Annotated in this window: 27 protein-coding genes; 11 read left to right on the forward strand and 16 right to left on the reverse strand. The window is 58.7% G+C overall.

The window, feature by feature from the left end; translation table 11 throughout:
* Positions 1-66: 66 nt before the first annotated feature.
* The 8 genes from hisG to RYA97_RS12470 form a co-directional block, all read right to left on the reverse strand.
* Positions 67-702: an ATP phosphoribosyltransferase gene (gene hisG, locus RYA97_RS12435; RefSeq protein WP_002555077.1), complete on the reverse strand. Its 636-nt coding sequence runs from the start codon at positions 700-702 to the stop codon at positions 67-69.
* 154 nt (positions 703-856) lie between these two features.
* Positions 857-2122 (reverse strand): UDP-N-acetylglucosamine 1-carboxyvinyltransferase, encoded by a 1266-nt coding sequence (gene murA / locus RYA97_RS12440; protein ID WP_002555078.1) that lies wholly within the window; start codon positions 2120-2122, stop codon positions 857-859.
* Between the two features lie 22 nt (positions 2123-2144).
* Positions 2145-2384 carry a BolA family protein gene (locus RYA97_RS12445; protein WP_002555079.1) on the reverse strand — a complete coding sequence of 80 codons (240 nt, stop codon included), beginning with the start codon at positions 2382-2384 and terminating at the stop codon, positions 2145-2147.
* 114 nt (positions 2385-2498) lie between these two features.
* The gene (locus tag RYA97_RS12450) at positions 2499-2804 is read right to left on the reverse strand and encodes a lipid asymmetry maintenance protein MlaB (protein ID WP_005744995.1); all 306 of its coding nucleotides are present in this window, start codon (positions 2802-2804) and stop codon (positions 2499-2501) included.
* Positions 2801-3451, reverse strand: coding sequence for a phospholipid-binding protein MlaC (locus RYA97_RS12455; RefSeq protein ID WP_005744994.1), 651 nt, complete (start codon positions 3449-3451; stop codon positions 2801-2803). The genes RYA97_RS12450 and RYA97_RS12455 overlap by 4 nt, the downstream gene beginning before the upstream one ends.
* 10 nt (positions 3452-3461) lie before the next feature.
* Positions 3462-3929 carry an outer membrane lipid asymmetry maintenance protein MlaD gene (gene mlaD / locus RYA97_RS12460; protein ID WP_003313587.1) on the reverse strand — a complete coding sequence of 156 codons (468 nt, stop codon included), beginning with the start codon at positions 3927-3929 and terminating at the stop codon, positions 3462-3464.
* Positions 3929-4726 (reverse strand): lipid asymmetry maintenance ABC transporter permease subunit MlaE, encoded by a 798-nt coding sequence (gene mlaE, locus RYA97_RS12465; RefSeq protein ID WP_005734541.1) that lies wholly within the window; start codon positions 4724-4726, stop codon positions 3929-3931. Before mlaE ends, mlaD begins: the two co-directional genes overlap by 1 nt.
* A complete protein-coding gene (locus RYA97_RS12470) occupies positions 4726-5535 on the reverse strand; it encodes an ATP-binding cassette domain-containing protein (RefSeq protein WP_004656592.1) in 810 nt (269 codons plus the stop codon). The genes mlaE and RYA97_RS12470 overlap by 1 nt, the downstream gene beginning before the upstream one ends.
* Before the next feature lie 304 nt (positions 5536-5839).
* Between RYA97_RS12470 and RYA97_RS12475 the strand changes: the two genes are divergently transcribed.
* The 10 genes from RYA97_RS12475 (at position 5840) to RYA97_RS12520 (ending at position 12880) form a co-directional block, all read left to right on the forward strand.
* Complete coding sequence (locus RYA97_RS12475; RefSeq protein ID WP_002555085.1) at positions 5840-6814, forward strand: KpsF/GutQ family sugar-phosphate isomerase; 975 nt, start codon at positions 5840-5842, stop codon at positions 6812-6814.
* A complete protein-coding gene (locus tag RYA97_RS12480) occupies positions 6814-7353 on the forward strand; it encodes an HAD family hydrolase (protein ID WP_316892368.1) in 540 nt (179 codons plus the stop codon). The genes RYA97_RS12475 and RYA97_RS12480 overlap by 1 nt, the downstream gene beginning before the upstream one ends.
* An 8-nt stretch (positions 7354-7361) precedes the next feature.
* Positions 7362-7934 (forward strand): LPS export ABC transporter periplasmic protein LptC, encoded by a 573-nt coding sequence (gene lptC / locus RYA97_RS12485; RefSeq protein WP_002555087.1) that lies wholly within the window; start codon positions 7362-7364, stop codon positions 7932-7934.
* A complete protein-coding gene (lptA, locus tag RYA97_RS12490) occupies positions 7921-8469 on the forward strand; it encodes a lipopolysaccharide transport periplasmic protein LptA (protein ID WP_002555088.1) in 549 nt (182 codons plus the stop codon). The genes lptC and lptA overlap by 14 nt, the downstream gene beginning before the upstream one ends.
* The gene (gene lptB / locus RYA97_RS12495; protein WP_002555089.1) at positions 8470-9195 is read left to right on the forward strand and encodes an LPS export ABC transporter ATP-binding protein; all 726 of its coding nucleotides are present in this window, start codon (positions 8470-8472) and stop codon (positions 9193-9195) included.
* 182 nt (positions 9196-9377) lie between these two features.
* Complete coding sequence (locus tag RYA97_RS12500; RefSeq protein ID WP_004656600.1) at positions 9378-10871, forward strand: RNA polymerase factor sigma-54; 1494 nt, start codon at positions 9378-9380, stop codon at positions 10869-10871.
* A gap of 75 nt (positions 10872-10946) precedes the next feature.
* Complete coding sequence (gene hpf / locus RYA97_RS12505) at positions 10947-11255, forward strand: ribosome hibernation-promoting factor, HPF/YfiA family (protein WP_002555091.1); 309 nt, start codon at positions 10947-10949, stop codon at positions 11253-11255.
* 11 nt (positions 11256-11266) lie between these two features.
* Positions 11267-11731 carry a PTS IIA-like nitrogen regulatory protein PtsN gene (gene ptsN, locus RYA97_RS12510; RefSeq protein WP_005744990.1) on the forward strand — a complete coding sequence of 155 codons (465 nt, stop codon included), beginning with the start codon at positions 11267-11269 and terminating at the stop codon, positions 11729-11731.
* A gap of 2 nt (positions 11732-11733) precedes the next feature.
* Complete coding sequence (rapZ, locus tag RYA97_RS12515) at positions 11734-12591, forward strand: RNase adapter RapZ (RefSeq protein WP_002555093.1); 858 nt, start codon at positions 11734-11736, stop codon at positions 12589-12591.
* A gap of 16 nt (positions 12592-12607) precedes the next feature.
* The gene (locus RYA97_RS12520) at positions 12608-12880 is read left to right on the forward strand and encodes an HPr family phosphocarrier protein (RefSeq protein WP_002555094.1); all 273 of its coding nucleotides are present in this window, start codon (positions 12608-12610) and stop codon (positions 12878-12880) included.
* Between the two features lie 184 nt (positions 12881-13064).
* Here RYA97_RS12520 and RYA97_RS12525 read toward each other — a convergent pair whose 3' ends face one another.
* The 5 genes from RYA97_RS12525 to pmbA form a co-directional block, all read right to left on the reverse strand.
* Positions 13065-13676, reverse strand: a complete 612-nt coding sequence (locus RYA97_RS12525; RefSeq protein ID WP_005744989.1) for a superoxide dismutase — start codon at positions 13674-13676, stop codon at positions 13065-13067.
* 1 nt (position 13677) lies between these two features.
* Complete coding sequence (locus RYA97_RS12530; protein WP_005744988.1) at positions 13678-14139, reverse strand: tetratricopeptide repeat protein; 462 nt, start codon at positions 14137-14139, stop codon at positions 13678-13680.
* 34 nt (positions 14140-14173) lie between these two features.
* Positions 14174-15550, reverse strand: a complete 1377-nt coding sequence (locus RYA97_RS12535; protein WP_005744987.1) for a class II fumarate hydratase — start codon at positions 15548-15550, stop codon at positions 14174-14176.
* On the reverse strand, positions 15543-15938 hold the full coding sequence (locus RYA97_RS12540; RefSeq protein WP_005744985.1) for a hypothetical protein: 396 nt from the start codon (positions 15936-15938) through the stop codon (positions 15543-15545). Before RYA97_RS12540 ends, RYA97_RS12535 begins: the two co-directional genes overlap by 8 nt.
* A gap of 1158 nt (positions 15939-17096) precedes the next feature.
* Complete coding sequence (gene pmbA / locus RYA97_RS12545; RefSeq protein WP_005744984.1) at positions 17097-18443, reverse strand: metalloprotease PmbA; 1347 nt, start codon at positions 18441-18443, stop codon at positions 17097-17099.
* Between the two features lie 107 nt (positions 18444-18550).
* On the opposite strand from pmbA, the gene yjgA reads away from it, so the two are divergent.
* Positions 18551-19072 carry a ribosome biogenesis factor YjgA gene (yjgA, locus tag RYA97_RS12550; protein ID WP_003364101.1) on the forward strand — a complete coding sequence of 174 codons (522 nt, stop codon included), beginning with the start codon at positions 18551-18553 and terminating at the stop codon, positions 19070-19072.
* A gap of 48 nt (positions 19073-19120) precedes the next feature.
* Here yjgA and tldD read toward each other — a convergent pair whose 3' ends face one another.
* From tldD to RYA97_RS12565, 3 genes are read right to left on the reverse strand one after another with little or no spacing between them, the layout of a single operon-like run.
* Positions 19121-20560, reverse strand: coding sequence for a metalloprotease TldD (tldD, locus tag RYA97_RS12555; protein ID WP_002555101.1), 1440 nt, complete (start codon positions 20558-20560; stop codon positions 19121-19123).
* Between the two features lie 2 nt (positions 20561-20562).
* The gene (locus tag RYA97_RS12560; RefSeq protein WP_117140061.1) at positions 20563-21408 is read right to left on the reverse strand and encodes a carbon-nitrogen hydrolase family protein; all 846 of its coding nucleotides are present in this window, start codon (positions 21406-21408) and stop codon (positions 20563-20565) included.
* 48 nt (positions 21409-21456) lie between these two features.
* The gene (locus tag RYA97_RS12565) at positions 21457-25272 is read right to left on the reverse strand and encodes a YhdP family protein (RefSeq protein WP_117140060.1); all 3816 of its coding nucleotides are present in this window, start codon (positions 25270-25272) and stop codon (positions 21457-21459) included.
* Between the last annotated feature and the right edge of the window lie 109 nt (positions 25273-25381).

A 25381-nucleotide genomic window follows, 5' to 3' on the forward strand; every position in this document is an offset into this window, starting at 1 on the left:
GCAGGCACCTGAGAAATTTGGCTATGACACGGATAGCTGGACGCAACTCAACGTTGCGTGAGTGAATCAGCTACGGTGTCGCGACTCCACTGCCTTGCGCAGGGTGTCGATGAGGGCCTGAATGCGTGCGTGCTGCATCTTCATGGAAGCCTTGTTGACTACCAGACGCGAGCTGATGGTAGCGATCAGTTCCTGAGGCTCAAGGCCATTGGCTCGCAAGGTATTACCGGTGTCGACTACGTCGATTATTTTGTCAGCCAGACCAATCAGCGGTGCCAGCTCCATGGAACCGTACAGCTTGATGATATCGACCTGACGACCCTGTTCGGCGTAGTAACGCTTGGCAACGTTGACGAACTTGGTCGCCACGCGCAGACGGCCCTTGGGCTCGACCGCACCGATGGCACCGGCAGTCATCAGCTTGCACTTGGCAATTTGCAGGTCCAGAGGCTCGTAAAGGCCCTGGCCGGTATATTCCATCAACACATCCTTGCCCGCGACGCCCAGATCGGCGGCACCATGCTCGACATAGGTCGGCACATCGGTGGCACGCACGATCAGCAGGCGCACGTCAGCCTGAGTCGTGGGGATGATGAGCTTGCGGCTCTTGTCCGGATTCTCGGTCGGCACGATGCCCGCTTCAGCGAGAAGCGGCAGGGTGTCGTCAAGAATGCGGCCCTTGGACAGTGCGATGGTCAACATGGGAAACGTAAGTCCTTATCAGGAAACTTTTGTCACGACGCAAGCGGCGCATGACAACCCTCAAGCGTGTTCGGCCTGAAGTGAAACGAATCAGAAATCACACCCGCGACAGAACAGGCGGCCCCGATGCCAGTGGCATCAGGGCCACGCGCTACTAGCCCGGAACGCGGCGGATCTTAGCGCCCAGCATTTGCAGCTTCTCTTCGATGCACTCGTAACCACGGTCGATGTGGTAGATGCGGTCGATCAGCGTGTCGCCCTGGGCAACCAGCGCAGAGATCACCAGACTGGCCGATGCACGCAGGTCGGTCGCCATGACTGGCGCGCCCTTGAGCACTTCGGTGCCGGTGACAATAGCAGTGTTGCCTTCAACCTGGATCTGAGCGCCCATGCGGTGCATTTCATACACGTGCATGAAGCGGTTTTCAAAGATGGTCTCGATGACCGCACCCGTACCTTCGGCAATCGCATTGAGCGAGATGAACTGCGCCTGCATGTCGGTCGGAAACGCTGGATACGGCGCGGTACGCACGTTGACAGCCTTTGGACGCTTGCCGTGCATGTTCAACTCGATCCAGTCTTCACCGGTCGTGACTTCGGCACCGGCTTCCTGAAGCTTGAGCAGCACCGCTTCAAGGATGGTCGGATCAGTGTCCTTGACCTTGACGCGACCACCGGTAACGGCAGCGGCTACCAGATAGGTGCCGGTCTCGATACGGTCAGGCATGACCTTGTAGGTGGCCGGGCCCAGACGCTTGACGCCATCGATAGTGATGGTGTCGGTGCCTGCGCCGTGAATTTTTGCGCCCATCGCGATCAGGAAGTTGGCCAGATCGACAACCTCGGGCTCGCGAGCAGCGTTCTGCAGAACGCTGCGGCCGTTGGCGAGGCTGGCGGCCATCATGATGTTTTCAGTACCGGTCACACTCACGGTATCGAAGAAGAAGTTGGCACCACGCAGGCCACCCTCGGGTGCCTTGGCCTTGATGTAGCCACCCTCGACATCGATGATCGCGCCCATGGCCTCAAGACCACGAATATGCAGATCAACCGGACGCGAACCAATGGCGCAGCCGCCTGGCAGCGCCACTTCGGCCTCGCCGAAGCGAGCGACCATCGGGCCCAATACCAGAATCGACGCACGCATGGTTTTCACCAGTTCGTACGGGGCGACCAGAGTCTTGATGGTGCGCGGGTCGATCTCGACGCTGAGCTTTTCATCGATCACAGGCTCGATGCCCATGCGACCGAACAGCTCGATCATGGTGGTGATGTCGTGCAGGTGGGGCAGGTTCTGAACAGTAACCGGCCCGTCAGCCAGCAACGTGGCGGCAAGGATCGGCAAGGCAGAGTTCTTTGCCCCGGAGATGCGAATTTCGCCATCAAGACGAACGCCGCCGGTAATAATCAATTTATCCATTAGAGTCTCGACACCAATTGGCTCAGGAACGCTCGGCCCATGCAGCGCGGCTGAAAAATTTCATGGTCACCGCGTGGATGCTGCCATCGGCAATCCAGGGGTTCAGATGGGTATAAATCTGTTGCTGACGCTTGACCGGACTCAGGCCGGCCAACTCGTCGCTGATAATATTCAGCTGGAAGTTGCAGCCTTCGCCTTCGACTTCCACTTTGATTTCCGGCAGCTTTCCTTCAAGGAAGCTTTTAACTTCTACGGCCTGCATGCTTAACCTCGATCGGCGCTGTACGCGCGCGGGTCGGCCATCATACAAAAAAGCCCATGTTATGCGAAGCCCGACAAGCAGGTCCCGGATAAAGGGCTTTTTCGATGACGCCTGTCAGTGGGTGTCCAGTAGCTCGGTCAGACCTGATACACGGGCTATCTGACGCATGTCTTCAGGCAGCGAGCGGACAGTGATCGACTTGCCTGCCTCCTGTGCATCACGCATGAAAGCCAGCAGCAAGGCGAGGCCTACGCTGCTGGATTTCTCGACGCCCGAGCAATCAAGTGTCAGATCGGCCAGATCACCCGACTTGATCAGCGCCGCACCCTGCTTGCGCAGCTGTGGCCCGGTGCGGTAATCCAGCACACCAATCAGCCTGAGCTCGCCAGGCCCGACGAGGCGGACGGCGGACTCTGTCATTGTGCAGGCTTCTGCGCAGCGTCTACGGTGGACTTGGTCTTGGCCACTTCGCCAGCCCAGTTGTTGATGGTGGTGTCCAGGTTGTTGCCGTTGCGCTGCATGGCATCGGCGAACTGATCACGGAACAGCTTGCCGATATTGATACCGTTGATGACAACGTTACGCACTTTCCACTCGCCGTTCAGCTTGACCAGCGTGTAGGAAACCGGATAGATCGCGCCGTTATTGCCCTTGACCTGCATGTCAACGCTGGTGCGGTCATCGCCTTCGTCCTTGGCAGGTGCTACGGTGATGCCCTGGTTGTTGAATTCAAGCAAGGCATTGCCGTAGAACTGCATCAGGCTGCGCTTGAAGTTTTCCTCGAAACGCTTCACCTGTTCAGGGCTCGCCTTGCGGGAGTACTTCACGGTCATGATGCTTTTGGAAATGCCATCGGCATCCACGACAGGACCGACAATGCGGTTCAGTGCGTCATAGAACGCGCTTGGGTTGGCTTTGTACTGCTCGCGATTGGTCGCCAGGTCACTCAACAGTTCCTTGGTGGTGCGCTCCACCAGGTCATGAGCCGACGGGGTCGCCGCGGCATTCGCCAGCATTGGCAGAGCGGCCAGCAATACCAGCAGGCCACGGCGCAGAATAGAGATCATTTGAAGCTCCTCACTTGGCGTCTTTACTAACAGTATTGAGCAGGAATTTTCCGATCAGGTCTTCCAGCACCAGCGACGACTGCGTGTCATGGATAGTCCCGCCATCCTTGAGCAGCTTGTCATCGCCACCGACGCTGAGACCGATGTATTTTTCACCCAGCAAACCGGCAGTCAGAATCGACGCAGTCGAGTCCGAAGGCAGGTTATCGACCTTCTTCTGAATCTCCAGCGTGACGCGACCGGTAAAGGTATCGCGATCCAGATCGATCGCCGTCACCTTGCCGATCGTGACGCCAGCCATGCTTACCTTGGCTCTGACAGTCAAACCGGCAATATTGTCGAAGTAGGCATAAAGTTTATAAGTGTCGGTGCTCGCGCTCGTGCTCAGACCACTGACTCGCAGGGCCAGCAGGAGCAGAGCCAGTATCCCCGCCAGCAGGAACAGACCGACTCCGGTTTCGATGGCACGGTTTTGCATCAGAAATCTCCAAACATCAAAGCGGTCAAAATAAAGTCCAGTCCCAGCACGGCCAACGAGGCGTATACGACGGTTCTGGTCGTCGCGCGACTGATCCCCTCGGAAGTAGGCTCGCAATCGTAACCCTGGAAAACGGCAATCCATGTCACCACGAAGGCAAATACGACGCTTTTGATCACCCCATTGAGCACATCGTTCGTGAAAGAAACGCTGTTCTGCATGTTTGACCAGAAAGAACCGTCATAGACACCCAGCCAATCGATCGCTACCCAGGAAGCGCCCCAGATACCGACCACACTGAAAATCATCGCCAGAATCGGCATCGAGATGAAACCTGCCCACAGGCGTGGCGCAACGATGTACTTGAGTGGATCGACACCGATCATCTCAAGGCTCGACAGCTGCTCGGTGGATTTCATGTTGCCGATCTCGGCGGTCAGCGCAGAACCTGCACGCCCGGCGAACAGCAGGGCTGTAACCACAGGCCCCAGCTCACGCAGCAGGGTCAGTGCGACCATCTGGCCAACGGCCTGCTCGGAGCCGTACTTGGTCAGAATGCTGAAGCCCTGCAGCGCCAGCACCATGCCGATGAACATGCCGGACACCACGATGATGACCAGCGACATGACACCGACCGAATACAGCTGCCTCACCAGCAGTTGAAAACTGCTGCCCGCACCGCCGCGGCCAAGCAGGGCGTTTACCAGAAACAGACCGGAACGACCCAGAACAGTAACAATATCAATGGCCGAACGCCCCAACAGGCGTACCCGGTCCATCAGTGACTTATTGCGCATCAGCGCTTCCCCAATAGATCTTCGCGAAAATCCGGCGCCGGATAGTGGAACGGAACAGGGCCATCAGGCTCGCCGGTCATGAATTGACGAATGCGTGGGTTGTCCGAGGACATCAGTTCCTCAGGCGTGCCCTGCCCCAGCACCTGCCCGTCACCCACTACATAGAGATAGTCGGCAATGCTCGCTGTCTCGCTGAGGTCATGGGACACCACGATACTGGTGATGCCCAATGCGTCGTTGAGCAAGCGGATCAGGCGTACCAGCACGCCCATCGCAATCGGGTCCTGCCCTACGAAGGGCTCGTCATACATGAGAATCTGCGGATCGAGAGCGATGGCCCGGGCCAGCGCGACACGACGCTTCATACCACCCGACAGTTCATCGGGCATCAGTTCGACCGCACCGCGCAGGCCCACAGCCTGAAGCTTGAGCAGCACGATGTCGCGGATCATTTCTTCCGGCAGTTCAGTGTGCACGCGCAAGGGAAAAGCGACGTTTTCGAAAACGTCCAGATCGGTAAACAGTGCTCCGCTCTGAAACAACACGCCCATCTGCTTGCGAGCATCGAACAGATCACTGCGCGACAGCTCAGGCAGGTTCTGACCATTGACCCACACCTGCCCTTCGCTTGGACGCAACTGAGCCCCCATCAAGCGCAGCAAGGTAGTCTTGCCACAACCGGACGGCCCCATGATCCCGGTGACCTTGCCCCGCGGAATACGAATATCAACGTTATTGAAAATGCTGCGCGTACCGCGTTTGAAAGACACACCTTTCAACTCGACCGCATAGGCGTCATCAGGACTCATCTAAACTCCTTGCGATACAGCCTCCGCCCTCAGCCGTCGGTTCTTGGAGGCCGACCAGCTGTCCAGGCGCGCCGAACAGGCCGCGAACTATACCACCGCCGCCACCCGCCCCCAAGAAGAGAACCGAGCGGTTCAGGTAATCGTTGAATTATTCTGTACCACAATGTTATGGCATCAGGCGTGGATACAGACCCTCAAGTGCGTAGGAAATTCGTTTAAAAACAACACAACGACGATCAGACGTGAGGGAATCGTTCATTACCGCTATAATCGCCGCCTTTCAGCAGGCTGACCCTTTCCAGACATGAACCAATCCAGTGACCTGATCCAATCGGCGCAACGCACCATTCGCCTTGAGATAGAAGCCATACAAGGCTTGCTTGAACGTCTTGACGGCGATTTCGTGCGCGCGTGCGAAATGATCCTCGCCAGCAAAGGCCGAGTTGTTGTGGTCGGCATGGGCAAGTCCGGACACATCGGCAACAAGATTGCCGCCACACTGGCGAGCACGGGCACTACCTCTTTTTTCGTGCATCCAGCTGAAGCCAGTCATGGCGACATGGGCATGATCACCCGCGATGACATCATCCTGGCCCTGTCGAACTCCGGCAGCACCCACGAGATCGTGACCCTGCTGCCGCTGATCAAGCGCCTGGGCATAAAGATGATCAGCCTGACCGGCGACCCCGAGTCCATTCTGGCCAAGGCTGCCGATATCAATCTCAACGCCCACGTCGTGCATGAGGCCTGCCCGCTCAATCTGGCACCGACCTCTTCGACCACCGCGGCACTGGTCATGGGCGACGCGCTGGCCGTGGCGCTGCTGGACGCACGGGGTTTCACCGCCGAAGATTTTGCATTCTCCCATCCGGGTGGCGCGCTGGGCCGTCGCCTGTTGCTCAAGGTCGAGAATGTCATGCACTCCGGCGACGCACTGCCCAGCGTTCAACGCGGCACGCTGCTCAGGGATGCGCTGCTGGAAATGACCCGCAAGGGCCTGGGCATGACCGCGATTGTCGAAGCTGACGGCACACTGGCCGGTATCTTCACCGACGGCGATTTGCGCAGAACGCTGGACCGCCCCGTCGATATTCGCCAGACCATCATTGATGAAGTCATGACCCTTCACGGCAAGACGGCCCATGCAGAAATGCTGGCCGCCGAAGCGCTGAAAATCATGGAGGACAACAAAATCAGTGCGCTTGTTGTCGTAGACCAGTACGACCGGCCGGTTGGCGCGTTCAACTTGCAGGATCTTTTGCGCGCAGGCGTCATGTAATGGAAACCGAAACGATGACCCAGGACCTCATGCAACGCGGCAAGGCTATCAAGCTGGCCGTTTTCGACGTCGATGGCGTACTGACCGACGGCCGCCTTTACTTCATGGAAGATGGCAGCGAGATCAAGACATTTAACACTCTCGACGGCCAAGGCATAAAAATGCTGATAGCCTCAGGCGTCACAACAGCCATTATCAGCGGCCGCAAGACTGCGATAGTCGAGCGCCGGGCAAAGAGCCTGGGCATTGGACACCTGTTTCAGGGACGTGAAGACAAGTTGGTAGTACTGGACAAACTGCTCGCAGAACTCCAGCTTGGTTACGAACAAGTCGCCTATCTGGGTGATGATCTGCCAGACTTGCCAGTCATCAGGCGCGTCGGTCTGGGCATGGCGGTTGCCAATGCCGCGAGTTTTGTACGCGAGCATGCACACGGAATAACCAGAGCGCGGGGCGGCGAAGGTGCGGCACGCGAATTCTGCGAACTGATTCTGAGTGCGCAAGGCAACCTTGAAGCGGCTCACTCCGTCTATTTATAGAAGCCATTATGTTCACTAAAAAAATTCGCAAGTTCCTGCTGCTCGGGGTACTGGCGCTGCTGCTGGCAGCGGTCGGTTACTGGAACATCAGCCCGGAAAGTTTTATGGATCAGCCGGTGTCGACGGTCGACGACACGGTCATCGACTACTATGCAATCAACGCCCACAGCGTTCAGTACCTGCCCGACGGCACGCTTCAGTACGACATGACCTCCGACAAGGTGGAGCATGTGAAAGCCACTGACGTGACCCTGTTGACCACGCCCGACCTGCACATGTACCGCGGTGGCGAGTTTCCATGGCACGTACAGAGCAAGAAAGGCGAAGTTTCGTCCGGCGGCGATCAGGTCGAGCTGATCGATTCCGTTCGTGTCGAGCGTACCGATGAAAAACAACGTACGACTATTATCACTACCAGTCGAATGACCGTATTCCCTCAGAAGCAATATGCGCAGACCGAGCAAGACGTTAGAATCGACGGCGCCGGCGGTGTGACTACGGCCAAGGGAATGAAAGCATATTTGAAAGACAGCAGGATGGACCTGCTGTCCAACGTAAGAGGACAGTATGAGGCTCGTTAAAACTCTTCCTTTATTGCTCGGCCTGGGCGCAGCACTGGGAAGCGCGAGCGCCTGGTCCCTGCCAACCGACCGCGATCAGCCGATCCACATCCAGTCTGACGATGCTCAGCTCGATGACAAGAAAGGCGTAGCAACCTACAAGGGCAACGTCATCATCACCCAGGGCTCGATGAAGATCACCGGTAACACTGTGACGATCACGCGTAATGCCCAGGGCGAAGTGGATGTGTTCACCTCTGTCGGCAATCTGGCCTATTACGAGCAGAAGCCTGCCGTAGACAAACCGATTGTGCAGGCCTATGCCGTCACTATTCAGTACTACGCCGGGCAGGACCGTATCGTCCTCATTGACAAGGCCAAGGTCATCAATGATGGCAATACTTCCGAAGGCGAGAAAATCGTTTATGACACGGTCAGACAGGTCGTCAGCGCCGGTCGGGCCAATGGCGGTGCCAAGGTGACCACACCACGTCCGCGTATCGACATGGTCATCCAGCCGAAAAAGAAAACCGACCAACCTCAGAAGGCCCAGTAAATGGCGACGCTCAAAGCCCAGCATCTGGCTAAAAGCTACAAAAGCCGGCAGGTCGTGCGCGATGTGAGCATTTCCATCGACAGCGGCCAGATCGTCGGCCTGCTGGGCCCCAACGGTGCCGGCAAGACCACCTGCTTCTACATGATCGTAGGTCTGGTCCAGGCTGATCAGGGTCGCGTGCTGATTGACGATCTGGATGTCAGCCATCAACCCATGCACGGTCGCGCCCGAGCCGGCATCGGCTACCTGCCGCAGGAAGCCTCGATTTTCCGCAAGCTGTCAGTGTCCGACAACATCATGGCGATTCTCGAGACCCGTAAGGAACTCGATGCCGGAGCACGCCGCAAGGAGCTCGAAAGCCTCTTGCAGGAGTTTCACATCACCCACATTCGCGACAACCTGGGCATGAGCCTGTCGGGCGGCGAGCGCCGCCGTGTGGAAATTGCCCGCGCGCTGGCCACTGCGCCGAAATTCATCCTGCTGGATGAACCGTTCGCAGGCGTAGACCCTATTTCGGTAGGTGATATCAAGCAGATCATTCACCACCTCAAGGCCAAGGGTATCGGCGTGCTGATCACTGACCACAACGTCCGTGAAACGCTGGACATCTGCGAAACTGCCTACATCGTCAACGATGGACAGCTGATCGCAGAAGGCGATTCCGAGACCATTCTGGCGAATCAACTGGTGAAAGAGGTCTACCTCGGCCACGAATTCCGCCTTTAATCGACTGCCCTTTGCGCTTAGCGGCCGATTGATGCCAGTGCAGTGTGTTGACAATATTTTATTTGTCATATCACTCTAGGCAAAGGTACAGGTTTCAGGCATATAATTTGCTTAAGTTGGCGCTCAGGCGCCTGTAGTAGATGGCGCATGAGCGCCGGCGAATAAGGTGTTTAGCCCCTGCCATGAAACCATCGCTAGTCTTGAGAATGGGCCAGCAGCTGACGATGACACCGCAGCTGCAACAGGCAATCCGCTTACTCCAGCTTTCCACACTGGACCTCCAGCAGGAGATCCAGGAGGCGCTGGAATCGAACCCCATGCTGGAACGGCAGGAAGAAGGCGACGACTTCGACAACTCCGACCCGCTTGCCGACAACATCGAACAAAAGCCCAACCCCGACGTTCAGGAACCGACCTATCAGGAATCCGCGCCTACCGTGGATAATCTTGAAGACGGCGAATGGAACGAGCGCATTCCCAACGAACTGCCCGTCGATACCGCATGGGAAGACATCTACCAGACCAGCGCCAGCAGCCTGCCAAGCAACGATGATGACGAGTGGGACTTCACCACACGCACATCTGCAGGCGAAAGCCTGCAAAGCCACCTGCTGTGGCAATTGAACGTCGCCCCGATGTCCGACAAGGACCGCCTGGTGGCGGTTACGCTGATCGACTGCATCAACAACCAGGGCTATCTGGACGAAACCCTCGATGAGATTCTCGAGTCTTTCGATCCCGAGCTGGACATCGAACTCGACGAAATCGAAGCCGTACTGCACCGCATCCAGCAGTTTGAGCCGGCAGGCATCGGCGCCCGGAACCTGAGCGAATGCCTGCTCCTGCAGCTTCGCCAGTTGCCAGCCAAAACACCTTGGCTGATGGAAGCGCAACGGTTGGTCACCGACTACATCGACCTGCTGGGAAGTCGCGATTACGGCCAGTTGATGCGGCGCATGAAGCTCAAGGAAGACGAGCTGCGCCAGGTCATCGAGCTGGTCCAGAGCCTCAACCCGCGCCCTGGCTCACAAATCGAATCCACAGAAGCCGAGTACGTCATTCCCGATGTAATCGTGCGCAAGGACAACGAGCGCTGGCTGGTCGAGCTCAATCAGGAGTCCGTACCGCGCCTGCGCGTCAATCCGCAATACGCAGGTTTTGTACGCCGGGCCGATACCAGCGCGGACAACACCTTCATGCGCAATCAGTTGCAAGAGGCGCGCTGGTTCATCAAGAGCCTGCAAAGCCGCAACGAGACACTGATGAAGGTCGCCACCCAGATCGTCGAACATCAGCGCGGCTTTCTTGAATACGGCGACGAGGCGATGAAGCCGCTTGTCCTGCACGACATTGCCGAGGCAGTGGGCATGCATGAATCGACCATCTCGCGCGTGACCACCCAGAAGTTCATGCACACGCCACGCGGCATTTACGAGCTGAAATACTTCTTCTCGAGCCATGTGAGCACTTCCGAGGGCGGTGAATGCTCGTCCACGGCAATTCGCGCAATCATCAAAAAACTGGTTGCGGCGGAAAATCAGAAAAAGCCGTTGAGTGATAGCAAGATCGCTGGTTTACTGGAGGCACAAGGCATTCAAGTAGCCCGTCGCACAGTCGCCAAGTACCGCGAGTCACTCGGGATAGCGCCTTCCAGTGAGCGTAAGCGGCTGATGTGATGCAGGCCCAGCCACAGCGTCCCAGAGACAGGCGCCATGCCTGTCTCTTTATGCACTGGCAAAGGAGAAAGCTGTATGCAAGTCAACATCAGTGGACACCAACTGGAAGTGACCAAACCCCTTCGTGAATACGTTGAGCTCAAGCTCAAAAAGCTCGAGGGGCATTTTGACAAGATTACCAACGTGCAGGTCACGATGACGGTCGAAAAGCTCAAGCAGAAGATCGAAGCCACGTTGCACATCCATGGTGGAGAGGTCGTTGCCAATGCTGAACATGACGATATGTATGCTGCCATCGACCTGCTCACTGACAAGCTAGACCGACAATTGCTCAAGCATAAGGAAAAGCAGCAAAGCATCCTCAAAGGTGCGGCCGCTCGCTAACGCCCATTTAAATGATCCGAATCGAAAATATCCTGACCCCCGGCCGCTCCCTTGTGAACGTGCCGGGTGGCAGTAAAAAGCGCGTACTCGAAGAAATTGCCAACCTGATCGGTCGTGAAGTACCGGGCATGGTTCGGGACACAGTATTCGCAAGTCTTGTTGCCCGCGAAAAACTGGGTTCGACCGGTTTCGGCAACGGCATTGCCATCCCTCATTGCCGCCTTGCTGACTGCAGCGAGCCTGTCAGTGCAGTCATGCACCTCGCTACCCCCGTGGATTTCGACGCCATCGATGGCGCGCCGGTTGACCTGCTGTTTGTATTGCTGGTCCCGCAGGCTGCTACCGATGAGCACCTGGAGTTACTGCGCCAGATCGCCAGCATGCTTGATGACAAAGATGTGCGTAAGCGCCTGCGCAGTGCCGAAAGTGCTGAAGCGCTTTATCAAGTGGTGCTGGACGTGCAGAACGGAAACTGAACATGCGCATGATCATCGTCAGCGGCCGTTCCGGCTCGGGTAAAAGTACAGCCCTCGACGTGCTGGAAGACAACGGTTTTTACTGTGTCGACAACCTGCCTGCCGGACTGCTGCCGGAACTGGCCGAGCGAGCGCTGATCAATACTGAACTGGCCGAGCCCTTGCTGGCGGTGTCCATCGATGCGCGAAACCTGCCCAGTCACCTGACCCGCTTTCCGCAAATGCTGGATGAAGTCCGCTCACGCAACATCCAGTGCGACGTGCTTTACCTGGATGCGGATGAAGCAACCCTTCTCAAACGCTTCTCGGAAACCAGGCGTCGTCATCCTTTGAGCACGGCAGATCGTTCGCTGGCCGAGGCGATACGCGACGAGACAACGCTGCTGGGCCCGATCATCGATCTGGCCGACCTGAAAATCAACACCACCCACCTGAACCTCTATCAGTTGCGCGACGCACTCAAGCTTCGCCTGCTGAACAAGCCCGAGCCAGGCACTGCGTTTCTGATCGAATCCTTTGGTTTCAAGCGTGGCATGCCCGTCGACGCAGATCTGGTATTCGATGTGCGCTGCCTGCCCAACCCGTACTGGAAGCCTGAACTGCGCGACCATTCCGGGCTTGAACAACCGGTTATCGACTACCTGTCGGTGCAACCCGATGTTGAAGAGATGTTTCAGGACATCTTCGCTTATCTGAACAAATGGTTGCCCCGGTTTGCAGCCAGCAACCGTTCTTACGTTACCATTGCCATCGGCTGCACCGGCGGACATCACCGCTCCGTCTACCTGACCGAACGGCTCGGCCAGGTCTTGCAACAATCACTCAAGAACGTTCAGGTTCGCCACCGCGACCTTAGCTGAAAGGATTTTCACTGCGATGCCCGCTCGTCAAATCACCATCATCAACAAATTGGGCCTGCATGCCCGCGCTGCCGCCAAATTCGTCGGCGTCGCAGGCAAGTTCCCTTGCACGATCAGGGTTGGCCGCTCTGAGCAGACCATGGTCGATGGTAAAAGCATCATGGCCGTGATGATGCTGGCGGCAGGCAAAGGTACCGAAATCCATCTGAAAACCGAAGGCGAATTCGAGCAGGAAGCGCTCGATGGCCTGGTTGAACTGATCAACAACAAGTTTGATGAGGGCGAGTAAGCCCTCAAATACGCCCCTTCCAAGGTCACCAGCAGTGCATCCGCAACCAGCTCAAACCGTGAGCAATCAGTAACGCCATACCTGCCAACAGCAGCCCGGTGCCTACGACGAGCCGCAACAACCGCACACCGCTGAGAGCGAATATTCCTGAGCGCATAAGCTGCCTTGAGCCCGGTTACGGGAGTCAGGCCAGAGCGGCCTGATAACGTCGAGACACTTCATCCCAATTGATCACGTTGTAGAACGCGTTGATGTATTCGGGGCGACGGTTCTGATAGCGCAGGTAGTAAGCGTGCTCCCATACATCCAGACCCAGAATCGGCGTATTGCCATTCATCAACGGGCTGTCCTGATTACCGCTGCTTTCAACCACCAGCTTTTTGCCAGGGGTGACGCTCAGCCATGCCCAGCCGCTGCCGAAACGGGTCAATGCGGCTTTGGTAAACGCTTCCTTGAAGCTGTCATAGCCACCCAGCTGCTCGTCGATGGCCAAAGCGACAGCGCCTTTGGGCAAACCGCCTCCGCCTGGCACCATCACCTCCCAGAACAACGAATGATTCGCGTGACCGCCACCCTGGTTGATGACCGCCGGACGCAGGTTTTCAGGCAACTGCTTGATGCTGGCCACCAGCTTCTCGACGGACCAGTCAGCAAACTCGGTGCCTTCGATCGCAGCATTAAGGTTGTTGATGTAGGTCTGGTGATGCTTGGTGTAATGGATCTCCATGGTTTGCGCATCGATGTGCGGCTCCAGGGCATCGTATGCGTAAGGCAGTGCAGGCAAGGTATAAGGCATTTCAATGTGCTCCGTAGAAAAGTCCGGAAGTGGCTGCCGAGTGGCGCTGCAACGATGAGCGCGTGTGCTCGCTGCTGCTGTTCAACAACCGATGAGTGCGCGGGTATTCGCCGTGTTCACTGATAAAGCTCAGCAACTCGGCGTAGGTTTTGCTGCTGTGGCGCAAGGCTGCCTCACGGAGCGCCGGAGGAAGACGCTGATCCTGCATGGTCCGCAAAAGATGTTGATGAATGGCACACAGGTATTCAGCGCTTTCCTCAGGCTGACCGAGGCTCAGGTGCAGGTCCGCCAGGTTGTGGTGAGAAATCACACAGGCCGCGACGGCCTCGTCGACATCCGCCCAACGCTCGAACAGCACTTGCGCCAACGCCAGCGCCTGAAGGTAAAGCTCGCGGGCTTCCACCCACTCGCCCAGATTGAAACAGCGATTGGCCTGCTCGATAGTGCGTTTCCAATGCTGCATGGTCATACCTCCAGGGGACATTGGCTGGCTGGAATCAAATACCGCCAGCGGTGAGTTTTTCAGGGTTGAGCAACACTTCCAGTTCGCTACGTTGCAAATCAGTGTGCTCAAGGGCGACGTCAATGACCGGACGGCCCTGCTTGTAAGCGGTCTTGGCAATTTCGGCGGCTTTCTGATAGCCAATGATCGGGTTGAGGGCCGTCACCAGAATCGGATTACGCGACAGCGCTTCCTTGAGCTTGGATTCATTGACCTTGAAGCTCGCAATCGCTTTGTCAGCCAGCAGCCGACTGGAATTGGCCAGCAGCTCGATGCTGCTGAGCAGGTTCTGGGCGATGATCGGCAGCATCACGTTAAGTTCGAAGTTGCCAGACTGCCCCGCCACGGTAATCGTCGCGTCGTTGCCAATCACCTGCGCGGCAACCATGGCGGTGGCTTCCGGAATGACCGGGTTGACCTTGCCCGGCATGATCGATGAGCCCGGCTGCAAAGCCTCCAGCTCGATCTCACCCAGCCCTGCCAGTGGCCCCGAATTCATCCAGCGCAGGTCGTTGGCTATTTTCATCAGCGACACCGCCGTGGCTTTGAGCTGGCCGGATACCGCGACCGCGGTGTCCTGCGAACCGATCAACGCGAACAGGTTCTTGCCAGGTGCGAATTGCACACCGGTCAACGTGCTCAACTGACGACTGAAACGAGCCGAAAACTCAGGATGCGCGTTGATCCCGGTACCGACTGCGGTGCCGCCCTGTGCCAGTGACTGAAGGCTCGGCTGGAGACCTTGCAGATGCTCGACGTTGGCGCGAATCTGCTGTGACCAGCCGTTGAGCACCTGGCTCATGCGCACGGGCATGGCGTCCATCAGATGCGTACGACCAGTCTTGACGAAGGCATGGACCTGCTCGGCTTTGTGTTCGGTCACTTGCACCAGATGGGCCAGCGCAGGCAGCAGTTGTTCGTGCAGAGCCAGTGCAGCGCTCACATGAATCGTGGTCGGGATGATGTCGTTGCTGCTCTGCCCGCAGTTGACGTGGTCATTGGGGTTGACCTCTTCGCCCAGCACACGCGTGGCCAGCGTGGCGATCACCTCGTTGGCGTTCATGTTGGTACTGGTGCCGGAACCGGTCTGAAAGATATCGACCGGAAAATGCGCCATGTAGTCACTGGCCAGCAGGTCTTTCACGGCACTGACAATCGCCCTGCTCTGCCCTTCGCTGATCTGCTCCAGCTCCAGGTTCGCCTGCGCTGCAGCCGCCTTGGCCAGCAACAGGGCACGAATGAATTGCCGCGGCATACGTTGATGACTGATCGGAAAGTTTTCCACCGCACGCTGAGTCTGCGCGCCGTAAAGGGCCTCGGCCGGGACCTGTAGCTGGCCCATGCTGTCGCGTTCGATACGGGTATTACTCATCGCAATGTCCTTGCACCAGTTCAGAGAGGGAAATCGAGGGCTGTAGCACGCAGGTCGCCAGTTGATGAACACAGGCTTGCCAGCGCTGACGCCGCGCAGGCGTGGAGGCGATTGCCTGTAAATCACGCAGCGGACGCCAGGCCTGATCCAGACACAGGCAGCGCCAGTGCCACGGCAATGCCGTATCGCGTGCGGTGTCTATCAAAAGACGGAAAGTGGTTTCGGCAATCATCGGCTGGGGCGTGGCGGTAAAACGCGCCAGATAGCGCCCTTCGGCGAGGTAATGCTCGATCAGCCGAGGCTCGTCGGGCTCAAGGGCGCAACGAATCCGCAGACTCAATCCACGCCAGTTTTCCAGATAAGACAGCTCGTGCAGAACAGACCCCATGACCGCAGCCTATTTTAGAAATGATATTCATTATTAAATAATATAAAGAATCATTACAAGGGCGATCTTGAGCGAGTGCGTCATACACAGGTGCTGAGATGCCCGCTTTGTTGCCGGTTCCCGGCAGTTCGCGGACGAGTCCGCTCCTACAAAACCTGGATATCGCGGACCAGCGTAGGGCTGCTTCGGCCCGGAGGGCGTGGGAGCGGACTTGTCCGCGATGGGATGCAAAGCGGCCCTAAAACAGGCCACCTTGGCTGTATCTGGTGCACCGAGGCGCTTGGTTTTGCTGCCGGTTCCCGGCAGTTCGCGGACGAGTCCGCTCCTACAAAACCTGGATATCGCGGACCAGCGTAGGGCTGCTTCGGCCCGGAGGGCGTGGGAGCGGACTTGTCCGCGATGGGATGCAAAGCGGCCCTAAAACAGGCCACCTTGGCTGTATCTGGTGCACCGAGGCGCTTGGTTTTGCTGCCGGTTCCCGGCAGTTCGCGGACGAGTCCGCTCCTACAAAACCTGGATATCGCGGACAAGCGTAGGGCTGCTTCGGCCCGAAGGGCGTGGGAGCGGACGAGTCCGCTCCTACAAACCTGGATATCGCGAACAAGCGTAGGGCTGCTTCGGCCCGGAGGGCGTGGGAGCGGACTTGTCCGCGATGGGCTGCAAAGCGGACTTAAAACAGGCCACCTTGGCTGTATCTGGTGCACCGAGGCGCTTGGTTTTGCTGCCGGTTCCCGGCAGTTCGCGGACGAGTCCGCTCCTACAAAACCTGGATATCGCGGACCAGCGTAGGGCTGCTTCGGCCCGGAGGGCGTGGGAGCGGACTTGTCCGCGATGGGCTGCAAAGCGGCCCTAAAACAGGCCACCTTGGCTGTATCTGGTGCACCGAGGCGCTTGGTTTTGCTGCCGGTTCCCGACAGTTCGCGGACGAGTCCGCTCCTACAAAACCTGGATATCGCGGACCAGCGTAGGGCTGCTTCGGCCCGGAGGGCGTGGGAGCGGACTTGTCCGCGATGGGCTGCAAAGCGGCCCTAAAACAGGCCACCTTGGCTGTATCTGGTGCACCGAGGCGCTTGGTTTTGCTGCCGGTTCCCGGCAGTTAGCGGACGAGTCCGCTCCTACAAAACCTGGATATCGCGGACCAGCGAAGCGTCGCTAGGCTCAGCTACCCGCTACGGTCATACGCTCGATCAGCACCGAGCCTGTGCGGATGTTGCTGCGCAGTTCAAGATCGCTGCCAACGGCGACGATCTGCTTGAACATGTCACGCATGTTGCCGGCAATCGTCACTTCCTGAACCGGAAATTGTATTTCCCCGTTCTCGACCCAGAAACCTGCTGCGCCCCGCGAATAGTCACCGGTAACCATGTTCAGGCCGCTGCCCATCAATTCGGTTACCAGCAAGCCACGGCCCATACGTCGAATCAGCGCGGCCTGATCTTCCGAACCATGGGTGACGAACAGGTTATGCACCCCGCCCGCATTGGCAGTGCTCGGCATGCCCAGCTTGCGGCCGGAATAAGTACTCAGCACATAGGAAACCAGATCGCCGCCTTCCACGAACGGTTTGGCAAACGTCGCCAGACCGTCGCTGTCGAACGCCGAACTGCCCATTGCGTGCTTCAAGTGCGGACGCTCATCAATGGTCATCCACTCCGGGAACAGCCGCTGACCCAGGGCACCCTCCAGAAATGACGATTTACGGTACAGGTTGCCACCGGAAATGGCACCGAGAAAGCTGCCGAACAGGCCACCTGCCAGTTCTGCGGCAAACAGCACCGGCACTTCACAGGTCGGCACAGGACGCGCACCCAGACGGCTCGCCGCACGCAACGCAGCCTTGCGACCAATGCTCTGGGCATCGGCCAGCAACTCACCCTGGCGATTGACGTCGTACCAGTAATCACGCTGCATCTGGCCTTCGCCCTCGGCGATCATCACGCAACTGAGGCTGTGCCGCGTTGATGCATAACCACCGACGAAGCCATTACTGTTGCCATACACACGGCAGCCCTGATGGGTATTGAGCGTGGTGCCATCGGCGTTCTTGATCCGGCTGTCGGCGTCGAAGGCCGCGGCTTCGCAGGTCAGCGCTTTCTCGATGGCCTGCTCGGGCGTTATATCCCAGGTATGATAAAGATCGAAATCCATGACCTCTTTGGCCATCAGCGCAGCATCAGCCAGCCCGGAGCTTTCGTCTTCGGAGGTGTGCTCGGCAATCGCCAATGCAGCGGCGACGGTTTCACGAATGGCATCGGCCCCCGTGGCCGAGGTGCTGGCAGAGCCTTTACGCTGCCCGACATACAGGGTGATACCGAAACCCTGGTCGCGGTTGAACTCTACGGTTTCAACTTCACGCTGACGGACCGATGTCGACAGCCCCTGATCCACCGACACTGCGACTTCGCAGGCGCTGGCGCCCTGACGCCGGGCTTCGGCGATAATCTGCTCGACCTGTTCCTGCAGTTCGGGCAAGGCTTGCGGACCGACGCTTTGGGTTGCACTCATGACTTTCTCCATCAAATTCTTCTTTCAGCACAGGCCGAATACCGACCGGGCCGGACAAGCGGCCCACGACTGGTTATCATGGCGGCGTTTCTTTGCGGACTGCCCCCATGGTTGATTCTTACGACGACTCCCTCGACGGGGAGAAAAGCAAAACCCAGGTCAAACGAGAGCTGCATGCTCTGGTCGACCTCGGCGAGCGACTGACAACACTCAAAGCCGATGTGCTGGCCAAGCTGCCGCTGACCGACGCTTTGCGCAAGGCCCTGGCCGAAGCGCCCAAGCACACGGCGAACATCGCGCGAAAGCGGCATATTCTGTTCATTGGCAAGCTGATGCGCGATCAGGACCAGGAAGCCATTCTGGTGTTGCTGGACCAACTCGATGCCTCCACTCGCCAATACAACGAACGTTTTCACAATTTGGAGCGCTGGCGTGATCGCCTGATCGCGGGTGATGACGCCGACCTCGAGAAATTCGTTGTCGAATACCCCGATGCCGACCGTCAGCAGCTGCGCTCGCTGATTCGTCAGGCGCAACACGAAGTTGCACGTAACAAACCGCCGGCCACCAGCCGCAAAATCTTCAAATACATCCGTGAGCTGGACGAACTTCAACGCGGTCTGCGTTGATTTCAACCGCGGGGCCGGCAGCAGCAAGCGGCCAGCCCCGACTCACCTTCAGCTACCCGTACCACCTACCGTGATCGCATCGATTTTCAGCGTGGGCTGACCCACACCGACCGGCAGAGACTGGCCGTCCTTCCCGCACGTCCCCACGCCGCTGTCGAGCGACAGGTCGTTGCCCACCATCGATACCCTGCTCATGGCTTCCGGCCCGTTACCGATCAAGGTCGCACCCTTGACCGGCGCAGTGATTTTGCCGTCCTCGATCAAATAAGCCTCGCTGGTCGAAAACACGAATTTGCCGCTGGTGATATCCACCTGACCGCCACCCAGATTGGCGCAGTAAATACCGCGCTTCACCGAGGCGATGATTTCCTGCGGGTCGCTCTGCCCGCCCAGCATGTAGGTATTGGTCATACGTGGCATCGGCAGGTGAGCGTAGGACTCTCGACGACCGTTACCAGTGCGTGCGACACCCATCAAGCGAGCATTGAGCTTGTCCTGCATGTAGCCCTTGAGCACGCCGTTCTCAATCAGTGTGGTGCACTCGGTCGGTGTGCCTTCGTCATCGACACTCAGCGAGCCGCGACGCCCTGCAAGGGTACCGTCGTCAACAATCGTGCAAAGTTTCGATGCAACCATCTCGCCCATGCGCCCGCTGTAAGCCGAACTGCCCTTGCGATTGAAGTCACCTTCAAGGCCGTGACCAACCGCCTCGTGCAGCAGCACGCCTGACCAGCCGGAACCCAGCACCACCGGCAATGTGCCTGCCGGAGCAGGAATCGCTTCCAGATTGACCAGCGCCTGACGCAGCGCTTCACGCGCGTAGCCCATGGCACGATCATCGGTCAGGAAATAACGGTAGTCCGTACGCCCGCCACCGCCATGCCCGCCCCGCTCGCGGCGGCCGTTCTGCTCGACGATGACACTGACGTTAAACCGCACCAGCGGGCGCACATCGGCGGCCAGGCTGCCATCGGCTGCGGCCACCAGAATGCGCTCCCAGACACCGGCCATGCTCACCGACACCTGCTGGATACGCGAGTCCAGCGCGCGCGTCGCGACGTCAATGCGTTTGAGCAGTTCGACCTTCTCGGCGCGGCTCAGCACTTCCAGAGGATTATCCGGGGCGTACAACTGGGCCACATCCTGCGAGGTAAAAGCCTGCACCCGGCCATTCTGCCCAGCGCGGGAGATGGAACGGGCAGCACGGGCAGCGGTGCGCAGTGCGTCCTCAGTGATAGCGTTGCTGTAAGCGAAACCAGTCTTTTCGCCCGATTGAGCGCGCACGCCCACGCCTTGATCGAGATTGAAACTGCCTTCCTTGACGATGCCGTCTTCGAGCGACCAGGACTCGGAGATCATGCCCTGAAAATACAGATCAGCCGCGTCGATACCCGGCCCGGCAAGCTCTCCGAGCACCGATTGAAGGCTGTCGAGGCTCAGGCCACCAGGGGCCAGAAGATGTTCGCTGACTGAGGACAGATCACTCATATTCACTCCGAAGCAGGCCGCATGGCGTCCTGCGAAAAAAAGCGCCGGTGACTGGACACCGGCATCCGCGCCCGTATGGACGCCTGTTCTTCACTGTCGCGCTTGGCCAGCAGCACGGCTTCACCCTGTGCCTGCTCGGCCAGTACGCGGCCCCATGGATCAACGATGGCCGCGTGCCCGTAGGTCTCGCGAGGCCCCGAATGGACCCCGCCCTGTGCCGCCGCCAGCACGTAACACTGGGTTTCGATGGCGCGCGCCCGGATCAGAATGTCCCAGTGCGCAGCACCCGTTACCGCAGTAAAAGCTGACGGCGCGGTAATCAGTTCAGCACCGGCCTCCCGCAGCGCGGTGTACAGCTCGGGGAAGCGCAAGTCATAACAGACTGTCAGCCCCACGCGCCCTACAGGTGTATCGGCCACCACCACATTGTTTCCGTGAGCATAGTCATCGGATTCACGGTAGCGGCCCCGATTGTCAGCAACATCCACATCAAACAGATGCAGCTTGTCATACCGGGCCACCTGCTCACCGTGTTCATCGATCAGCAACGAACACGCCGTCACCTTGCCATCGGGTCGCTCATCCGGCGGCAGTGGCAAGGTTCCGGCAACAATCCATAACTTGAGGTCGCGAGCGGCCAGTTTCAACCATGGCAGGATCGGCCCATGCCCATGAGCTTCGGCACGACCGATGTCGGCCACGTCACGCCGCCCCATGGCAACAAAGTTTTCGGGCAGCACCGCGAGCCGCGCGCCACCTTCGGCTGCCTGCTCCAGCAAGCGGCGAGCGCTGACCAGATTAGCCTGGACATCGCTTTGGCTGACCATCTGAATCACAGCAAAGGACATGGCGACCCGCTCCTTGATGACCTGGCCACCACTGTACTCCATGCGGCGCTATTGGGGCTTTTCAAATGGCTTGTCGAACGTGATCTTCGGCTCTTTCCAGGGCCCTTCGACCTTGTATTGCACGCTGGCGAAGCGGGCAACCCTGTCGCCCAGCAGCTTGTCGACCAGGAACAGCGCGCCGCCAATGGCGGGCGCACCGACAATCAGTGCCGCGATCGGCAGGTTGTTGGTCACCGGCAAGGTCACCAGCAGCTTCGCATCAACGCGGTCGCGGACCATGTCCAGCGTACCGTTGAGCTCAAGATTACTCGACGGCCCGGTCAGGGTAATCGGGTTGCGCGTCACATAAACACCGTCACTGGCGACCAGCAGCCCTTTGACCCGGTCGTAACTGAGCCCTTTGCCCAGCAGGTCGGAGAAGTCCAGGCGCAAGCGACGGCCGATGGAGTTGAAATTCAACAATCCAAACACCCGCAGCGCCTGAGCACCGCCTTCTACCTCGACAAACTGGCCTCTGTTCAACGTCGCATCCAGGCTGCCGGAATAGCGCTTGAGGCCCACCCAGGCAGGCGAACCCGGCCAGCGTCCGTCGACATTCATTTCGAAACTTTCACTGGTGACCGTCGGCGCGAAGTTCCAGGCCTTGAGCACGTCGGCCAGATTCTTGCCTGCCACACGCCCCTTGAACGAGCTGCTGCTGGAGCCCGGAGTGCCCTCCCAGGCACCATCGCCCTCGAGCAAAATACCTTTGAGCCCCAGACTCAGGTCGGACATGCGCATACCGGTCGCCGTCGGGCGGGTTTTCAGCGACCAGGCACCCAGTAACTGGTCGCCCTGAAACAGCTGGGCAATCTTCACGTCCAGCGCAGGAATATTGTGCGGGTCGATATCCGCCAGAGGGTCAGGCGCGTTCTCGACGACCGCCGCATTCGGATCAGAGGCAGGCAGTCGCACGTAGAGCATGTTGATACCGATCGGCGCGGACTTCGCGTCGGGCAGCACGGCAGTGCCCTTGGCCAGCGCGCTGTCCAGCGACAAGGCCCAAGCCGCAGCATTGCGCTGCAATTGAACACGTACGTTATCCAGCGTGGTGCCCATCGCCGTCAGCTTGCCGATCTGCAGGTCGACGCTGTTGAGCAGTTGTTTTGCGCTGCCGCCCGGATCATTGCCGGTATATCGTCCAGCCAGCTCCTGCCAGGGCGCTACGTCCAGCTCAGACAATTCGCCACGAATCCGCAGCCCTTTGGCGTCCGGCACTATCGCCCCGCCGCGCCCCAGATATAGCTCGCCGCGACCGTCGGCAAACTTGCCATTCGGTGCGGCAAAAGCAAAGTTGGCCTGATCGTTATACGCCGCGCCAAGCCTGCGCTCCGTGCCTTGCAGGGTCATGCGGAACTCGCTGGGACGCTCCTCCTCGGCAATCTTGCCAAACGGTGCAGGCAGATCGATTGCCACGCCCTTGAGCGTGGAGTTGATCACCAGTGGGCAGTCCTTGCTGTCCAGAGTCAATTGCAGCTGATACGGTAAGTCACCCGACACCGGCAGTGGCTGGGTAACGCTCAGCCAGTCGGTCAGCCGCTTCACGGTGATCTGCCCGTTTGCCACAATGCGTGTCACGTTGTCGCCTGGCTTGCCTTCGGCAGCGATTTCTGCGGTCACGGGACGATCAAATGCTTGCGCCTTGATGCCCTTGCCGCTCAGCCCTTTAGCGCTGTCAAAGCGGAAATCGCCCTTGAGGCGAGTCAATTCCAGAACCGGGTCGACCAGCTTCAGCCGCGCATTGTCGGTACTGAAATCCACCACAACCTTTGGCTCGACGCCCTTGGCCAGCGGAATATCCAGCTTCAGCTTGCCATCCAGCGGACCTTCCCCGGTCCAGCCGGCAAACGTGCTGGCCGTGCCGATGGGCGCTTGCTGGAGAATCTTCAGGCCATCGATCAGATTGCCGGAGAAACTGCCATCGACCAGCAGGTGGCTGTCCTGACCTGCCGGGACGTGGGGAATATTGACCAGCACGTTGCTTACTTTGGTATCGAGCAACTGCCCTTTGCTTGCCTTGACTCGCACGCCGCTGTTTTCGACGTAAACCTTGCCGTCGACTCCGGTCAACGAAGGCCAGCCCGGCTGGAACGCCAGCGTTGCGTTGCTGACATCGAAAAACAGGCTGATGACGCGTGCGGTGTCGGGCGAACTCTTGTTCAGCGACCCTTGATACTGAAAGAAACCCTGCTTGACCGCACCACTCACCACGGCGGTGCGCAGCCAGTGATCAAGCTCGGGACTGAGGGCTGTAGGCAGATACTTGCTGGTGTAACGGCCATCGCCGTCGACCATGCCGACCCGCAGGTCCATGTAGTCTTCCTGCTCATGGCTGAGATGAATCCTGATCAGAAAGTCTGCCGCGATCTTGCCTTCGTCACCGAGCACCTTGATATACGGCGCGATCAGGGTAAATGCCTGATCATCGAGCTTCCAGGTCAGACGGGCATTGGCCTTCTGGTAGCGCCAGGGCTTGGCGAAGATAGGGTCCAGATGAAGCATAAAGTCATTGGTGTCGAGCCGCAGTTCGCCCTGGCCCAGATCGCCGCTGATGGCACCGGTGACATTTCCGGCCGCCGGGGCACCGTGATAGGCGTTGAACCCCACCTTGTCCAGATTGGCGGCAAAGCTCAGGCGCTTGTCGCCGGTTGCCTGTGGACGGTAATCCAGCAACACGTTACGCAGCCCGCCTGTCACCTTGAGACCGTCGACCACTGCCATGGCTTTCTCCGGCAACGGTGCGAGGGAATCAATAAGCGGCGTGAGCGGCGTCAGGTCCAGGCGATCGGCCTGCACATGCCAGAGTTCTTCGCTGTCGGGCGTCGCAGCGGTTTGTGTGAGTTGCAGGCGGCTTTCCCAGCGCTTTTCGCCCAGGCTCATCGCCAGTGAATCGAGGTTCAGGTCGAAACCTGTGTCAGTGCGCGCAAACCAGGCGTTGAGCGCGAGATTGTCGACAGTCGAGGGTTTGCGACCGGCATAAACGCCTTTGACATGCGGCGCATTAAGCCGCGCAGTCGCGCTTTGCACAGTGCCCTTGCCCCAGCTCATCCACAGCTCGCCACCGGCCTGCAGCTTCGACAGTGTCCATTCCCGCGTGAGGCTTTTTGGCAACCACTTGGCCCAGTCGCTTTGCGGCAGGCTGGCGTAGACATCTGCCTCGCCGTCCTTCCACTGACTGGCCTGGATACGTGAACGCACATTCAGGGCAAACGGCTGACCATCCGGCAGCGTCAGGCGTGCATCAAGGCGCTGGTGATAAATGCCTGTGGCCAGACTGAGGTTTACATAGGTCAGGGTCAGCGGCGCGGCGTCAAACGGTTGCACAGTGACCTGGCTGTCGAGCAGCGACAAGTGCGAGACCATCTGCATTTGCTCAAGCACTTGCCCGGGGTCGAACGGGCTGTCGTTGCGCACTGGCAAGCCCTGTACCGACCAGTTGCCCTCCTTGTCCTGCCTGAGCATGAACTGCAGGCCGTCCACCTCGAGATGAGCGATGCGCACTTGACGCGCCAGCAGGCTTTCCCAGAGGTCGGGAACAACCCTTACACGATCAAGACGCACAGCACTGGAACCCTCTCCGACCATGACGTCGTGAGCCAGAAAAACCGGGGCAAACCGGCTCCAGCTGCCTTCCAGACTGCCAATGCTCAACGGCATGCCAAGCGCGCTGCTGGCCCTGGTTTCCACATCCACACGGTATTCGGCAACCAGCGGCGTGAGCTGACGCCCGAGGCTTACGTACAACGCCGCGAGCACCAAAACCAGTGCGCACAGGCTCAGCCCCCAACGGGTCAGGGTTGCAACAAGGCGAGGAAGACGACCCATCTCAGGATGCCCTCCGCTGCGGGATACAAGCAGCGGAATCGGCGAATCGATTCCGGCTCAGGTGTGCAGGTGCGTTCAGGTACAGGTTTTGCTCATTTCCCACGCATCA

It is taken from the genome of Pseudomonas syringae group sp. 26L6 (genome assembly GCF_032587815.1).
Lineage (GTDB): Bacteria > Pseudomonadota > Gammaproteobacteria > Pseudomonadales > Pseudomonadaceae > Aquipseudomonas > Aquipseudomonas amygdali.